General features: G+C 69.8%; 14 protein-coding genes and 2 tRNA genes. 6 read left to right on the top strand and 10 right to left on the bottom strand.

The genetic code is table 11. The annotated features are described in order from the left end of the window. From clpX to ABT154_RS30135, 5 genes are all read right to left on the bottom strand, one after another. Positions 1-1350, bottom strand: a 1350-nt coding sequence (gene clpX, locus ABT154_RS30155) for an ATP-dependent Clp protease ATP-binding subunit ClpX (protein ID WP_351860989.1), incomplete at its 3' end; no start/stop codon positions are given. A gap of 156 nt (positions 1351-1506) precedes the next feature. Beyond that, positions 1507-2169: an ATP-dependent Clp protease proteolytic subunit gene (locus tag ABT154_RS30150; protein ID WP_056561395.1), complete on the bottom strand. Its 663-nt coding sequence runs from the start codon at positions 2167-2169 to the stop codon at positions 1507-1509. Between the two features lie 59 nt (positions 2170-2228). Beyond that, positions 2229-2846, bottom strand: coding sequence for an ATP-dependent Clp protease proteolytic subunit (locus tag ABT154_RS30145; RefSeq protein WP_351860987.1), 618 nt, complete (start codon positions 2844-2846; stop codon positions 2229-2231). A gap of 250 nt (positions 2847-3096) precedes the next feature. Then, positions 3097-4482, bottom strand: coding sequence for a trigger factor (tig, locus tag ABT154_RS30140; RefSeq protein ID WP_317873383.1), 1386 nt, complete (start codon positions 4480-4482; stop codon positions 3097-3099). A 171-nt stretch (positions 4483-4653) separates the two neighbouring features. Next, positions 4654-4730: transfer RNA gene (locus ABT154_RS30135), tRNA-Pro, on the bottom strand. 133 nt (positions 4731-4863) lie between these two features. Here ABT154_RS30135 and ABT154_RS30130 point away from each other — a divergent pair. Both ABT154_RS30130 and ABT154_RS30125 read left to right on the top strand, forming a co-directional pair. Continuing rightward, positions 4864-4937, top strand: a tRNA-Gly gene (locus tag ABT154_RS30130). 119 nt (positions 4938-5056) lie between these two features. Continuing rightward, a complete protein-coding gene (locus tag ABT154_RS30125) occupies positions 5057-5482 on the top strand; it encodes an amphi-Trp domain-containing protein (protein ID WP_351860985.1) in 426 nt (141 codons plus the stop codon). 21 nt (positions 5483-5503) lie between these two features. On the opposite strand, the gene ABT154_RS30120 is transcribed toward ABT154_RS30125, so the two are convergent. Both ABT154_RS30120 and ABT154_RS30115 read right to left on the bottom strand, forming a co-directional pair. Further along, positions 5504-5698, bottom strand: coding sequence for a hypothetical protein (locus tag ABT154_RS30120; protein ID WP_056558898.1), 195 nt, complete (start codon positions 5696-5698; stop codon positions 5504-5506). Between the two features lie 155 nt (positions 5699-5853). Further along, on the bottom strand, positions 5854-6999 hold the full coding sequence (locus tag ABT154_RS30115; RefSeq protein ID WP_351860983.1) for a PP2C family protein-serine/threonine phosphatase: 1146 nt from the start codon (positions 6997-6999) through the stop codon (positions 5854-5856). A gap of 106 nt (positions 7000-7105) precedes the next feature. Here ABT154_RS30115 and ABT154_RS30110 point away from each other — a divergent pair, with 106 nt between their 5' ends. Then, a complete protein-coding gene (locus ABT154_RS30110; protein ID WP_351860981.1) occupies positions 7106-8335 on the top strand; it encodes a GNAT family N-acetyltransferase in 1230 nt (409 codons plus the stop codon). Between the two features lie 16 nt (positions 8336-8351). On the opposite strand, the gene ABT154_RS30105 is transcribed toward ABT154_RS30110, so the two are convergent. Both ABT154_RS30105 and ABT154_RS30100 read right to left on the bottom strand, forming a co-directional pair. Continuing rightward, positions 8352-9161, bottom strand: a complete 810-nt coding sequence (locus tag ABT154_RS30105; RefSeq protein ID WP_351860979.1) for an Fpg/Nei family DNA glycosylase — start codon at positions 9159-9161, stop codon at positions 8352-8354. After that, positions 9161-9655, bottom strand: a complete 495-nt coding sequence (locus ABT154_RS30100) for a ribose-5-phosphate isomerase (protein ID WP_351860977.1) — start codon at positions 9653-9655, stop codon at positions 9161-9163. The genes ABT154_RS30105 and ABT154_RS30100 overlap by 1 nt, the downstream gene beginning before the upstream one ends. A 195-nt stretch (positions 9656-9850) precedes the next feature. Between ABT154_RS30100 and ABT154_RS30095 the strand changes: the two genes are divergently transcribed. Further along, positions 9851-11332 (top strand): amino acid permease, encoded by a 1482-nt coding sequence (locus tag ABT154_RS30095; protein WP_351860975.1) that lies wholly within the window; start codon positions 9851-9853, stop codon positions 11330-11332. A 77-nt stretch (positions 11333-11409) separates the two neighbouring features. Here ABT154_RS30095 and ABT154_RS30090 read toward each other — a convergent pair whose 3' ends face one another. Next, entirely contained in the window at positions 11410-12003 is a 594-nt protein-coding gene (locus ABT154_RS30090; RefSeq protein WP_351860973.1) for a biotin transporter BioY, read from the bottom strand. A gap of 254 nt (positions 12004-12257) precedes the next feature. Here ABT154_RS30090 and ABT154_RS30085 point away from each other — a divergent pair, with 254 nt between their 5' ends. Both ABT154_RS30085 and ABT154_RS30080 read left to right on the top strand, forming a co-directional pair. Then, positions 12258-13646, top strand: a complete 1389-nt coding sequence (locus tag ABT154_RS30085; RefSeq protein ID WP_351860971.1) for an amino acid permease — start codon at positions 12258-12260, stop codon at positions 13644-13646. Between the two features lie 114 nt (positions 13647-13760). Then, entirely contained in the window at positions 13761-15173 is a 1413-nt protein-coding gene (locus ABT154_RS30080) for an amino acid permease (RefSeq protein WP_351860969.1), read from the top strand. The last annotated feature ends 128 nt before the right edge of the window (positions 15174-15301 follow it).

The raw sequence follows: 15301 nt of genomic DNA, 5'->3' as shown, positions 1-15301 counted from the left end.
CAGCGTCCGGTATCCCCGGCCCCGTTCGAGCGCCCCGACGGCCATCAGCAACGGCCGCTCGACGGCGCCGAGTTCGGCACGGGCCTTGCCGTCGTTCTTCACGATCCGAGGGACCAGCGTCGGGTTGACGTTGTTGCGGACGACGTCCGCCGTGATGACGACCCGGGCCACGTCCTTGCGGGACGGGACCTCGTACATCACCGACTGGAGGACCTCCTCCATGATGGCGCGCAGGCCGCGCGCGCCGGTGCCGCGCAGGATCGCCTGGTCGGCGATGGCCTCCAGGGCCGGGCGGTCGAAGTCCAGCTCCACACCGTCGAGTTCGAAGAGGCGCTGGTACTGCTTCACCAGCGCGTTGCGCGGCTCGACCAGGATCTGGAGGAGCGCCTCGCGGTCCAGGTTGTGCACGGAGGTCAGCACGGGGAGACGGCCGATGAACTCCGGGATCATCCCGAACTTCACCAGGTCCTCCGGCATGACCTCCTGGAACTGGTCGCTCGCCTCGATCTCGCGCTTGGAGCGGATGGTCGCCCCGAAGCCGATGCCCTTGGCGCCCGCCCGCGACTCGATGATCTTCTCCAGGCCGGCGAAAGCGCCGCCCACGATGAAGAGCACGTTCGTCGTGTCGATCTGGATGAACTCCTGGTGCGGGTGCTTCCGTCCGCCCTGCGGCGGGACGGAGGCGGTGGTGCCCTCCAGGATCTTCAGCAGGGCCTGCTGCACGCCCTCGCCCGAGACATCGCGCGTGATCGACGGGTTTTCGCTCTTACGGGCGACCTTGTCGATCTCGTCGATGTAGATGATCCCGGTCTCGGCCTTCTTGACGTCGTAGTCGGCGGCCTGGATCAGCTTGAGCAGGATGTTCTCGACGTCCTCGCCGACATAGCCGGCCTCCGTCAGCGCCGTCGCGTCGGCGATGGCGAACGGGACGTTGAGCATGCGGGCCAGGGTCTGCGCGAGCAGCGTCTTCCCGGAGCCCGTGGGGCCGAGCAGCAGAATGTTGGACTTGGCCAGTTCGATGGCGTCGTCCCGGCCCTGCGCGCCGCCGTTCTCGCCGGCCTGAACGCGCTTGTAGTGGTTGTACACCGCGACCGAGAGGGCCTTCTTCGCGGGCTCCTGCCCGACGACGTACCCCTCGAGGAACTCGTAGATCTCGCGGGGCTTGGGGAGTTCCTCCCAGCGCACCTCGCTCGTCTCCGCGAGTTCTTCCTCGATGATCTCGTTGCAGAGGTCGATGCACTCGTCGCAGATGTACACACCGGGTCCCGCGATGAGCTTCTTCACCTGCTTCTGGCTCTTTCCGCAGAACGAGCACTTGAGCAGGTCGCCGCCATCACCGATGCGTGCCACGAGGTGCTTCCCCTTCGCCTGGGAGCGCTTGGTTCAGCGACTCCTGGTCCCTCATATTCGACGGTACCTTGCCGGGCCCCTCGTTCGGGCCCCCCTTGGCACGGTTCACATGGTCGTGATTCGGCCACGCGGGCCGTGCCAGGGGAAGGTCGGGCGTCAGCGCTCGGCGGAGGCCGTGCTCTTACGGGTGGAGACGATCTGGTCGACGAGACCGTACGCGAGGGCGTCCTCGGCCGTCAGGATCTTGTCGCGCTCGATGTCGTCGCGGATCTTCTCGATCGGCGTCGAGGAGTGCTTGGCCAGCATCTCCTCCAGCTGGCTGCGCATCCGCAGGATCTCGCGGGCCGCGATCTCCAGGTCGGAGAGCTGCTCACGGCCGGTGCCGCCCGACGGCTGGTGGATCAGCACGCGGGCGTTCGGCAGGGCCATCCGCTTGCCGGGGGTGCCGGCGGCGAGCAGCACGGCCGCGGCGGAGGCCGCCTGGCCCATGCAGACCGTCTGGATGTCCGGCTTCACGAACTGCATCGTGTCGTAGATCGCCGTCAGCGCGGTGAAGGAGCCACCGGGGCTGTTGATGTAGATCGAGATGTCGCGGTCCGGGTCCATCGACTCCAGGCACAGCAGCTGCGCCATGACGTCGTTGGCGGAGGCGTCGTCGATCTGCACGCCGAGGAAGATCACGCGCTCCTCGAACAGCTTCGCGTACGGGTCGTACTCGCGCACGCCCTGCGAGGTGCGCTCCACGAAGCGCGGCACGACGTAGCGGTTGTCCATCGGCGCGCCGGTGTAGAGGCCGCTCGCGGAGAGGTTGTTCTGCATCTGGGTGTTCACCGTCCTGGTGGCGTTCGGCGGGGGCTGGGGCTCTTCAGCGGCCGGGCTCAGGCGCCCGTGCCGCCGCCGCCGGGAACGCCCGCGGCGTGGGTGATGATGTCGTCGATGAGGCCGTACTCCTTGGCCTCGTCCGCGGTGAACCAGCGGTCACGGTCACCGTCGCGGATGATCGCCTCGACGGTCTGGCCGGAGTGGTGCGCGGTGATCTCGGCCATGCGCCTCTTGGTGCGCAGCAGGTACTCGGCCTGGATCTTGATGTCGGAGGCCGTACCGCCGATGCCGGCGGAGCCCTGGTGCATCAGGATGTCGGTGTTCGGCAGCGCGAAGCGCTTTCCGGGGGTACCGCCGGTGAGCAGGAACTGGCCCATCGAGGCCGCCATGCCCATACCGATGGTGACGACGTCGTTCGGGATGTACTGCATGGTGTCGTAGACGGCCATGCCGGCCGTCACGGAGCCACCGGGGCTGTTGATGTAGAGGAAGATGTCCTTCTCCGGGTCGGCGGCCAGGAGGAGCATCTGAGCGGTGATCTTGTTGGCGATGTCGTCGTCGACCTGCTGGCCGAGGAAGATGATGCGCTCGCCGAGCAGCCGGTTGTAGACATGGTCGCCGAGGCCGCCACCGATGGACGGCTCACCCGCGGCGTAAGGCTTCAGATTCGTCACGTATCCACCTGCTCGTCTCCGACGGCCAGGGCCGTCTCAGCGTCTCGTTCAGAGGGCACTGCCCTCGTATTCATGGACCCTAACGCGCAGGTAGGACAACGCCATCCCGGTTCCCGAACTGTTCGCTGGGAGCGCAAGGTAGTTGGGGCTGTGCAACAGGGTCCGGCTACGTCCACGGGCCCGTACGCACAGGAGTGCGTACGGGCCCGTGGAGCGGGTTCAGCGCGGGGCGCGAGCCTCGCGGTGAGCCTTACTTGTCCTCGGAGACCTCGGCCTCGCCGGTGACGGCCTCGACGGCCTCGGCGGCGGCCTCGACCTCGTCCTCGTCGTCCGAGAGGTCGACGACCTCGCCGTTGGCGTCGACGACCTTGGCGGCCTCGACGACGACCGCGAGGGCCTTGCCGCGGGCGACCTCGCCGACGAGCATCGGCACCTGGCCGCCCTCGGCCACGGCCTGGGCGAACTGGTCCGGGCTCATGCCGGAGGAGGCGGCACGGCGGAACAGGTGCTCGGTGAGCTCCTCGCGGGAGACCTCGAGCTTCTCCTTGTTGACGAGCTCATCGAGGATGAACTGCGTCTTGATGCCCTTCTCGGCCTGCTCCTTGGTCTCGGCCAGGAACTCTTCCTCGGTCTTGCCCTGGATCTCCAGGTACTTCGCGAGGTCGAGGCCCATCTGGCCGAGCTGGTGGTGCTCCAGGTTGTGCTTGCGGGTGTTGATCTCGTCCTCGAGGAGCTTCTCGGGCATCGGGACCTCGACCAGCTTGAGGAGCTCGTCGAGGACGCGCTCCTGGGCCTGGGTGGCCTGGTCGAACTGCTTCATGTTCTCGAGGCGCTTGCGGCTGTCGGCCTTGAGCTCGTCGAGGGTGTCGAACTCCGACGCCATCTGCGCGAACTCGTCGTCCAGCTCGGGGAGCTCACGGGCGGCGACGGTGGTGACCTTGACGGTGACCTCCGCGTCCTTGCCCTCGGCGGAGCCGCCCTTCAGCTGCGAGGTGAAGGTGGCCTCGCCACCGGCCTCCAGGCCCTTGACGGCCTCGTCGATGCCGTCGAGCAGCTCGCCCGAACCGATGGTGTACGAGACACCGTCGGCGACACCGTCCGGGAGGACCTCGCCGTCGACCTTGGCCTGCAGGTCGATGGTGACGACGTCGCCGTCCTGGGCGGCACGCTCGACCGGGGAGGTCGAGGCGAAGCGCTCACGGAGCTGCTCCACGGACTTCTCGACGTCCTCGTCGGTGACCTCGACCGCGTCGACGGTGACCTCGATGCCGGAGTAGTCCGGGATCTCGATCGTCGGGCGGATGTCGACCTCGGCGGTGAAGGCCAGCAGTTCGCCGTCCTTCAGCTCGGTGATGTCGACCTCGGGCTGGCCGAGCGGGTTGACCTCGGCCTCGTTGACGGCCTCGGTGTAGAACTTCGGGAGCGCGTCGTTGACGGCCTCTTCCAGCACGGCGCCGCGGCCGAACCGCTGGTCGATCACGCGAGCCGGGATCTTGCCCTTACGGAAGCCCTTGACCGTGACCTGCTGGTTGATCTTCTTGTACGCCGCGTCGAGGCTGTCCTTGAGCTCCTCGAAGGGCACCTCGACAGTGAGCCGAACCCGAGTCGGGTTCAGGGTCTCCACGGCGCTCTTCACGGTTCGGTCTCCTTGTGGCTGATTCCTGGAAACCGCCGTCGCCGCGTGAAGCGGGTCCGGCGGGCTGGCCCGGTCAGAACGACACACGGGCACGCAGCTTGCATAGTAACCGCAAGCGGGATGACGCCCACAACGTGATCAAGAGTGCGCGAGGTGGGCGTGTGATCGTCATGGTCGGGGTGGCGGGATTTGAACCCACGGCCTTCCGCTCCCAAAGCGGACGCGCTACCAAGCTGCGCCACACCCCGTCGGTGCGACACGTAGGGTACATGGACGGAGACTGTGCGGCGCCCCCACTTTTTACGGGTGTGCGCGAAGGGCCCCCGAACCGCTAACATGCTCCTCGTGCCGCGGTCCTCGTGACCTGCGGCGCGGTGCTGTGCGGGTGTAGCTCAATGGTAGAGCACTAGTCTTCCAAACTAGCTACGCGGGTTCGATTCCCGTCACCCGCTCCAAGAGCCTCGGGGCCGGTCAGGAGAAGTCTTCTCCTGACCGGCCCCGAGGCGTTTCCGGGCCGTGCGAGATGCCGGGTCCGGTGGGCGCGTGCAGACTGGCCTCAGGATCGGAGGCAGCCATGAAGGACCTGAAGTTCGAGCAGAAGCGCTCCCTGTCCCGCGGTGAGGCCGCGGACCGGCTGACGGCACTCGCCGCCGCCCTGAGGAAGGGCGGGGAGGTCGAGCTCGACCTCGGCTCGGGAACGATGAGCCTGTGGATCCCCGACGAACTCCGCTCCGAGGTGGAGTTCGAGGTGGGCGAGGGAGAGGTCGAGGTCGAACTCGAACTCACCTGGCCGACGGGCCGTTCGCGCAAGGACGCAGCGGCCGGGGCGGCGGTGGAGAAGGAGAAGAAGAAAGAGAAGAAGGAGAAGAAGCCCGCCGCGCCCGCCCCGGAGGAGAAGGCGAAGGTGCAGCAGGCCTTTCCTCCGAAGAAGGCGAAGCCGACCGCCCCTTCGAGGAAGAAGAGGCAGCAGAAGCGGAAGAAGAAGGGGAAGAGGAGGTAGCCGTGGCTGCCCGCCCCCGCGTCAGAACTTGATGGACGCCACCGTCTGCGTTATCGAGTCCAGGAAGCGCTGGATGTCGTCGGCCATGCCGGTGGACGCGAGGAAGAAGCCGAAGAGCACGGCGACCACGGCCGGGCCGGCCTTGAGGTTCCCTCCGCGGATCAGCACCACCAGGATGATTGCCAACAGCAACACCACAGACAGTGAAATGGCCACAACTGATCACACCCTCGGTCGGTCCCGCCTTGCCCACCAGGGAGCCCGTGTCCCGGAACACCCCCCGCTGCCTCCATCGTGCCACCAACCCCCCTGCCCCCGCTGCCTGGTGACGAATCGTCGTGGAGACGATCACGTCACACCTGACGCGCCGGTCAGGCCGGGCGGGAGAGCAGAAGCAGCGCGCGGTCGTCGTTGACGTCCTTGGCGACGGCCTCGATCAGATGCCAGGCGACGCCCTCGAAGCCCTCGGCGACGCAGCGGTCCGCCTCGCCGGTGAGCCGGTCGATGCCCTCGGCGATGTCCCGGTCGGCGGCCTCGACCAGGCCGTCGGTGAAGAGCATGAGGACGTCGCCGGTGCGCAGCGTGCCCTTGACGGGGTGGAACTCGGCGAGGTCGTAGACGCCGAGGAGGGGGCCGTCGGCGGCCTTCTCCTCCCAGCGCCCGCTGCCCGCGTGGAGCTGGAGGGCGGGGAGGTGACCGGCCGAGAAGAGTTCGTAGTCGCCGGACTCCAGGTCGAGGACCAGATGGATGGAGGTGGCGAAGCCCTCGTCCCAGTCCTGGCGGAGCAGATAGCCGTTGGCGGCGGGGAGGAAGGCGTGCGGCGGCAGGGAGCCGAGGAGGCCGCCGAAGGCGCCGGAGAGCAGCAGGGAGCGGGAGGCCGCGTCCATGCCCTTGCCGGACACGTCGGTGAGGACGACTTCCAGGGTGCGGCCGCCGTGGGTGCGGGCGGCGACGACGAAGTCGCCGGAGAAGGACTGGCCGCCGGCCGGGCGCAGCGCCATCTCGCGGTGCCAGCCCTTGGGGAGCCTGGGCAGCGCGCTCTGGACGCGGATGCGCTCGCGGAGGTCGAAGAGCATGGTGCCGCCGCGCCGCCAGGGCACGCCGACGCGGGCCCGGAACTGGGCGATGAGCAGTCCGAAGAGGCCGCAGGCGGCGACGACGAGGACGGTGCCCGGGGTGACCCGGGCCGGACCCTGGGTGTACGGGCCGAGGACGACGGACTCGACGATCAGGGCGCCGGCGGCGGCGGCGTACAGACCGAGGAGGCTCGCGGGGCGCAGCAGCAGTCCGCCGGCCACGATGGGCAGGGTCAGGGCGGCGGGTGCGCACCAGATGGGGTCGAGGACGGTGCCGAAGGCGATGGCCGGGATCATCAGGAGGAGTCCGGCGAAGGCGAGCCGGTCGGAGCCGTCGCCGCGGAAGTAGTCGACGCCGGACCTGCGCAGCGCGATGCGGGCCCGGCGGGCGCGTCTGCGCATGCGGGCCGCGTACGTGTTCACTCCTGCGCGGTGTCCCATTGGCCTGGACCCTATCCATCCCGCCGGACATCGTGCAGGGGTACCCCGGTGACAATGTGCGTGAAATCGGGTCGCCCTGGGCGGGCGCCGCTGATATCGATGGCATATGACGACTGAACTGCGGGTTCTCGACCCGAACGACTGGGACCGCTGGTTCGAGGTGCTGGACCTCGCGTTCGGCGGCCTTCACGAGCCTGCGGAGTCGCGCGCGCTGTGGCGGGACCTCACGGAGTACGAGCGGTCGCTCGGCGCCTGGGACGGGGACCTGTGCGTGGGGACGGCGGGTGCGTTCTCGTTCAGGCTGACGGTGCCGGGCGGAGGTCTCGTGCCGGCGGCCGGGGTGACGATGGTGAGCGTGGCCGGTACGCACCGGCGGCGCGGGATCCTCACCTCGATGATGCGTCGGCAGCTGGACGACGTACGGGCGGCGGGTGAGCCGCTGGCGGTGCTCACGGCCTCCGAGCCGGTGATCTACGGGCGGTTCGGCTACGGCGCCGCGTCCTGGGCCGAGCACGCGGCGATCGACACGCACCGGGTGCGGCTCTCGGTGCCGGAGGGCACGGACGGGGTGACGCTACGGCAGGCGGATCTGACGGAGTCCTCGGCGGTCTGCGAGGAGGTGTACGCCAGGCTGGTGCCGCTGCGGCCGGGCATGGTGGCCCGGGGGCCCGGCTGGGAGCGGTTGCCGCTGATCGATCCGGAGTCGGAGCGCGAGGGTTCCTCGCCCCGGCTGTGCGTGCTCGCGGAGCGGGCCGGGGAGGTCGTGGGCTTCGCGCACTACGCGATCAAGCCGAACTGGTCGTACGCGGGGGCGGACGGTTCGGTGGGGGTGCAGCAGCTGCTCGCGCTCGACCCGGCGGCGGAGGCGGCGCTGTGGCGGTTCCTGTGCTCGGTGGACCTGACGTCGACGGTACGGATCCACAGCAGCCCGGTGGACGGTGCGTGGCGGCAGCTGGTGTCGGACGTGCGGCGGTGCCAGCCGACGGCGCGGGAGGTGCTGTTCGTCCGGCTCGTGGAGGTGGGCGCGGCACTGGAGGCGCGGACGTACCAGGCACCGGTGGATGTGGTGTTCGAGGTGGAGGACGCGTTCTGCCCCTGGAACGAGGGGCGTTGGCGGCTGACCGGGGACGCGAAGGGGGCAAGCTGCGTACGGACGGGGGACGTGGCCGATCTCGCGCTGTCCGTAAGGGAGTTGGGTGCGGCCTATCTGGGTGGGACCTCGTTGGTGTCGCTGGCCTCGGCCGGGCGGGTGCGGGAGCTGCGGGAGGGGGCGCTGCTCGAGGCGTCCGTCGCCTTCGGGTCGCCCGTCGCGCCGTGGCTGCCGCACAGCTTCTAGCGGCAGGAGGGCGCGGTCAGCGGGTCTGGCAGTCCGGGCACCAGAAGAGGTTCCGGGCCGCCAGGTCCGCCGTGCGGATGCCGGCGCCGCAGAGGTGGCATGGCTGGTTCGCCCGGCGGTAGACGTAGACCTCGCCGCCGTGGTCGTCGACGCGCGGCGGGCGGCCCATGGCCTCGGGGGTGTGCTCGGGGCGGACCGTGTCGATGCGGTTGAGGCGGACGCCCTCGCGCATGAGCATCGCGAGGTCGGTCCAGATCGCGTCCCACTCCCCCGCCGTGAGGTCCTTGCCCGCTCGGTAGGGGTCGATGCCGTGCCGGAAGAGGACTTCGGCGCGGTAGACGTTGCCGACGCCGGCGATGACCTTCTGGTCCATGAGCAGGGCGGCGACGGTGCTGCGGGACTTCGAGATCCGCTGCCAGGCCCGGTCGGGGTCGTCGCCGGTGCGCAGCGGGTCGGGGCCGAGCCGGTCGTGTATCGCCCGCTTCTCGGCGTCCGTGATGAGCGCGCAGGTCGTCGGGCCGCGCAGGTCGACGTACGACTCCGGGTTCGCGAGGCGCAGCCGGACGGTGTCGGTGGGCGGCGGGGCGGGGACGTCGCCGAAGTTCACCTTGCCGAAGAGGCCGAGGTGGATGTGGATCCATTCCTCGCCGGGGAAGCCGAGGAAGAGGTGCTTGCCGTGGGCCTCGGTGGCCTCCAGGACGGCGCCGTCGAGCAGGGCGGCCGAGTCGGCGAACTTGCCCTGGGGGCTGGAGACGCGCACGGACCGGCCGCCGAACCGTTCCCGGTGGTCGGCGGCCAGTCGGTGGATGGTGTGCCCTTCGGGCATCAGGCGGTGGGCTCCTGCGGGTGGTGGGCCGGGATCGGGGGGAGCTCGCCGGTGTTCTCGTACGCGGTGAGCATGTCGATCCGGCGGGTGTGACGCTCGTCACCGGAGTACGGGGTGTTCAGGAAGATCTCGACGAACTTGGTCGCCTCTTCCCGGGTGTGCATCCGGCCGCCGACGGAGATCACGTTGGCGTTGTTGTGCTCGCGGCCGAGGGCGGCGGTCTGCTCGCTCCAGGCGAGGGCGGCGCGCACCCCCTTCACCTTGTTCGCGGCGATCTGCTCGCCGTTCCCGGAGCCGCCGATGACGATGCCCAGGGCGTCCTGGTCAGCGGCCGTCTTCTCGGCGGCACGCAGGCAGAACGGCGGGTAGTCGTCCAGGGCGTCGTAGATGTGGGGACCGCAGTCGACGGGCTCGTGGCCGTGTGCCGTGAGCCACTCGACGAGGTGGTTCTTTAGTTCAAAGCCGGCGTGGTCGGAACCGATATAGACGCGCATGATGCCGAGTGTGGCACGTCAGGGCCCGGGTAGCAGGCATCGGGGTCGGGACCTTCACCGACCTGGTACGGACCTTCGACTCTCGCGATGTCGCCCGTACAACGATCCGGAATGGGGGCTTCCGATCATCCCCGCCCACGGGGTTCAATGCTCGGGCTCGCGACCCGAGCGCCCCCCACACACGAGGAAGCGTCGATGAACACGCAACCGACCCTGACGAAGGACAGCGACGGCACCGGCACGCCCGACGCCCCGCAGTCCGCCGACGGCCTCAAGGCCGGACTCAAGAACCGCCACCTGTCGATGATCGCGATCGGCGGCGTCATCGGCGCCGGCCTGTTCGTCGGCTCCGGCTCCGGCATCGCCGCGGCCGGCCCCGCGATCCTCCTGTCGTACGCACTCGTCGGCGCCATGGTCGTCTTCGTGATGCGGATGCTGGGCGAGATGGCCGCCGCGCGGCCCTCCTCCGGCTCCTTCTCCGCCTACGCCGACCGCGCGCTCGGCCGCTGGGCCGGCTTCAGCATCGGCTGGCTCTACTGGTTCTTCTGGGTCGTCGTCCTCGCCGTCGAGGCGACCGCCGGCGCCAAGATCCTGGAGAGCTGGGTCCCGGCCGTCCCGCAGTGGGGCTGGGCGCTCATCGTGATGGTGGTGCTCACCGCGACCAACCTCGGCTCGGTCGCCTCGTACGGCGAGTTCGAGTTCTGGTTCGCCGGCATCAAGGTCGTCGCCATCGGCGCCTTCGTCGTCATCGGACTGCTCGCCGTCTTCGGCGTGCTCCCCGGCTCGGACAACCCGGGCGCCGGCTTCGCGCACCTCACCGACAGCGGGGGCTTCTTCCCGATGGGTGCGGGCGCGGTCCTCACCGGTGTGCTGATGGTCGTCTTCTCCTTCATGGGCAGCGAGATCGTCACCCTGGCGGCCGGCGAGTCCGAGAACCCGCAGAAGGCCGTCAGCAAGGCCACCAACAGCGTGATCTGGCGCATCGGCGTCTTCTACCTGGGCTCGATCTTCGTCGTCCTGACGCTGCTGCCGTGGAACGACAAGTCGATCGTCGAGAAGGGCTCGTACGTCGCCGCCCTCGACTCCATCGGCATCGCGCACGCCGGCCAGATCATGAACGTGATCGTCCTGACCGCCGTGCTCTCCTGCCTGAACTCGGGCCTCTACACCGCCTCCCGCATGGCCTTCTCGCTCGGCCGGCGCGGGGACGCGCCGAAGGCCTTCGCCAAGGTCAACAAGCGGGGCGTGCCGACGGCGGCGATCCTCGGCTCGGTCGTCTTCGGCTTCGTCGCGGTCTTCTTCAACTACAAGTGGCCCGACACCGTCTTCGCCTTCCTGCTGAACTCCTCCGGCGCGGTGGCGCTCTTCGTCTGGCTGGTCATCTGTGTGACCCAGCTGAAGATGCGCGGCATCATCCTGCGCGAGACGCCGGAGAAGCTGGTCGTGAAGATGTGGCTCTTCCCGTACCTGACCTGGGCGACCATCGTCATGATCGTCGGCGTCCTCGGCTACATGGTCTACGACGGCGGCAGCAACCGCGACCAGGTGGTCCTGTCCCTGCTCGTCGCCGCGCTCGTCATCGCGATCTCGCTGGTCCGCCAGCGCCTCGGCCGTACCGACCGGCCCGCGGAGGCCGTGGAGGCCGCGGAGGCCGCGGAGGTCTCCGAGCGCCGGTGATCCGGTAGCCCGCACACGAGGAGGGCCCGTCGTTCCCCGGGGAACGACGGGCCCTCCTCGTGTGCGCGGTGGGGCGCTCAGCCCTTGCGGCCGGCGAGCTTCCAGGCGGTGGGGAGGGCGCCCATGGCGAGGGCCGCCTTGAGGGCGTCGCCGATGAGGAAGGGCGTCAGGCCCGCGGCGACGGCCTGGCCGAAGGTCATGCCGGTGGCGAGCGCCAGGTAGGGCACGCCGACGGCGTAGATGATCGCGGAGCCGAGGGCCATGGTGCCGGCGGTGCGCAGGACCGAGCGGTCGGCGCCGCGGCGGGCGAGGGAGCCGACGACGGTCGCGGCGAGGAGCATGCCGAGGACGTAGCCGAAGGACGGCATGCCGTAGCCGGAGGAGGCCTCGGCGAACCACGGCACGCCCGCCATGCCCGCCACCGCGTACAGCGCGAGGGCGAGGAAGCCGCGGCGGGCGCCGAGCGCGGTGCCGACGAGCAGAGCGGCGAAGGTCTGGCCGGAGACCGGGACCGGCGAGCCGGGGACCGGGACGGAGAGCTGCGCGGCGAGGCCGGTGAGGGCGGCGCCGCCGACGACCAGGGCGATGTCCCGGGCGCGGCTCGACGGGATGAGGTCGGCGAGGACGGTGCCCGCACGGAGGGTACGGGCGGGGGCGGCGGCGGTGCTCATCGGTACTCCGCGGGGGTGAGGGTGGGTGGGACAGGTTGACGGTATGCCAGGAGTGAACGCCCGATCACCGTCAGCGGCCCACAAAGCGCGGGGCGAGCGCTTCGTGGAGATCGAACAAAGGCCGTCGAACACACCTCGCGCCACGTGACGCTTGTCACTGGGAACTCCTCCGTGGAGGTCCCTTTTGCGCCAGGGGGCGTTCACTGGAGAGACTGTGGAGTCTCCATAAACCGCCAGAGAGCACGAGCCCCCACATGCACGACCCTCTCACTCCCGAACAGGAGCCCCTCTCCCACGGTCTGAAGCAGCGTCATCTGACGATGCTGGGGCTCGGCGGTGTGATCGGCGCCGGGCTCTTCGTCGGTTCGGGGGTGGGCATCGCGGTCGCCGGACCCGGCATCGTGGTCTCGTATCTGATCGCCGGCGCGCTCGCGATGCTGGTGATGCGGATGCTCGGCGAGATGTCGGCGGCGATGCCGGCCTCGGGGGCGTTCTCGGTGCACGCCGAGCGGGCGCTCGGCCGCTGGGCCGGCTTCTCGGTGGGCTGGCTGTACTGGTTCCTGCTGGTCGTGGTCCTCGCCGTGGAGGCGACGGGTGCGGCGCGGATCGCGCACGGCTGGGCGCCGGGGGTGCCGCAGTGGGGCTGGGTGCTGGTCTTCATGGTGGTGTTCACCCTCGCCAACCTGGCGGCGGTGAAGAACTTCGGCGAGTTCGAGTTCTGGTTCGCCGCGCTCAAGGTCGGCGCGATCGTGCTGTTCCTGATCCTGGGCGTGCTCGCGATCGTGGGCTGGCTGCCCGATACGGACCCGGTGGGGCTCACGAACCTGACCGGGCAGGGCGGGTTCCTGCCGAACGGCTGGTCGGGCGTGGTCTCGGGCGTCCTCGTGGTCGTCTTCGCCTTCGGCGGTCTGGAGGTCGTCACGATCGCGGCGGCCGAGTCCGACGACCCGGCGCGGAACGTGGCGCGGGCGGTGCGCAGCGCGGTCTGGCGAATCCTGCTCTTCTACGTGGGATCGATGCTGGTGATCGTGACGCTGCTGCCGTGGACCTCGATGGAGCCGGGCGAGTCGCCGTACGTGGCGGTCCTGGACGCGATCGGGGTGCCGGCGGCCGGCCAGATCATGAACGTGGTGGTGTTCGTGGCGCTGCTCTCGGCGCTCAACGCCAACCTGTACGGGTCCTCCCGGATGGTGTTCTCGCTCGCGGAGCGCGGGGAGGCGCCGAGGGGGCTGCTCAAGGTGTCGGGCGACCGGGTGGCGGGCGGCGGGGTGCCGCGCCGGGCGGTGCTCGCCTCGGTGGCCTTCGGCTTCGTCTCCGTCCTGCTCAATCTGAAGTGGCCGGATTCCGTCTTCCTCTACATGCTCAACGCGGTCGGCGCGGTGCTGCTGTTCGTCTGGGCGCTGATCGCGGTCTCGCAGCTGCGGCTGCGGCGCCGGATCGAGCGGGAGGCGCCCGAGACGCTGACGCTGAGGATGTGGGGTTTCCCGTGGCTGACCTGGGTGGCGCTGGCCGCGATGGGGGTGGTGCTGGTGCTGATGCTGCTCGACGACACGGCCAGGCCGCAGGTGCTGTGGTCGAGCGCGGCGACCGGGGCGGTGCTGCTGGTGGCGTGGGTGCGGGAACTGCGCACGAACCGGAACTGAATCTTCACCTTGTGTGAGGCCGGTGCCCGTATAGCGGACTCCTGTTCCCTGTGAGCGGTGCGCGCGCTCAGACTGTGGGCTCTCCCCGTCTCAGCTAGTGAACAGGGCTCGCCCATGTCTCGGACCACCGCGCCCGCGCCGGCCGACCGGAAGGACGGCGCGACCGCAGCTGCCCAGGGCCTCACCCACGGCCTCAAGCAGCGCCATCTCTCGATGATCGCCCTCGGCGGCGTCATCGGCGCCGGGCTCTTCGTCGGCTCCGGCGCCGGCATCGCCGCCGCCGGCCCCTCGATCGTGATCGCCTACGCGATCTCGGGCGTACTCGTCATGCTCGTGATGCGCATGCTCGGCGAGATGTCCGCGGCGAACCCGGCCTCCGGCTCCTTCTCCGTCCACGCCGAGCGGGCCCTCGGCCCGTGGGCGGGCTTCACCGCCGGGTGGGCGTTCTGGTTCCTGCTCTGCGTCGCCGTCGGCCTGGAGGGCATCGGCGCGGCGAAGATCATGACCGGCTGGTTCCCGGGCAGCCCCGAGTGGGCCTGGGTCGCGCTCTTCATGCTGGTCTTCTGCGTCACCAACCTGGCGGCGGTGAAGAACTTCGGCGAGTTCGAGTTCTGGTTCGCCGCGCTCAAGGTCGGCGCGATCGTCCTCTTCCTCGGCATCGGCGTGCTCGCGATCGTCGGCGTCCTGCCCGGCACGGACGCCCCCGGCACCGCGAACCTCACCGGCGAGGGCGGGTTCTTCCCGCACGGCTCGGAGGGCCTGATCGTGGGCCTGCTCGCCTCGGTCTTCGCGTACGGCGGCCTGGAGACGGTCACCATCGCGGCGGCCGAGTCGGAGCACCCGGTGCAGGGCGTCGCCAAGGCCGTCCGTACGGCGATGTGGCGGATCGCGCTCTTCTACATCGGCTCGATGGCGGTCATCGTCACCCTGGTCCCGTGGGGCGACGAGGCGGTCGTCGAGAAGGGCCCGTACGTCGCGACCCTCGACCACCTGGGCATCCCGGCGGCCGGCCAGATCATGAACGTGGTCGTGCTGGTCGCCCTGCTCTCCGCGATGAACGCCAACATCTACGGCGCCTCCCGGATGGCCGGTTCGCTGGTCTCGCGCGGCCAGGGCCCCAAGGCGCTCGGACGCACCTACGGCGGGGTCCCCCGCCCCGCGGTGCTGGTCTCCTCCGTCTTCGGCTTCCTGTGCGTGCTGCTGAGCTACTGGCGTCCGGACGACATCTTCGTCTGGCTGCTCAACACGATCGGCGCGATCATCCTGGTCGTCTGGTTCTTCATCGCCGCCTCCCAGCTGGTGCTGCGCCGCCGCACCGAGCGCGAGGAGCCCGAGAAGCTGGTCGTGCGGATGTGGGGCTTCCCGGTGCTGACCTGGGTGGCGCTGGCCGGCATGGCGACGATCTTCTTCCTGATGGCCCGCGAGGAGGGCACCCGGGTGCAGCTGTACTGGACGGGCGGGCTGACGCTGCTGCTCGCGATCGTCGGCTACGCACGCCAGCGGGCGGCGGCCGGCCGGGCCGCCTGAGCCCTCCCCCGTACGAGAGCGCCGTACGAGAGCCCCCGGACCGACACACGGTCCGGGGGCTTCGTCATGCCCCGGGTCTCGCCGCGCCCGGCGCGGGACCCAGGACGAAGGGCTGATCAACTTCTCCG

Source organism: Streptomyces sp. NPDC001728 (genome assembly GCF_040297565.1).
Classification (GTDB): Bacteria; Actinomycetota; Actinomycetes; order Streptomycetales; family Streptomycetaceae; genus Streptomyces.
This window is presented reverse-complemented; position numbering and strand designations above follow the sequence as displayed.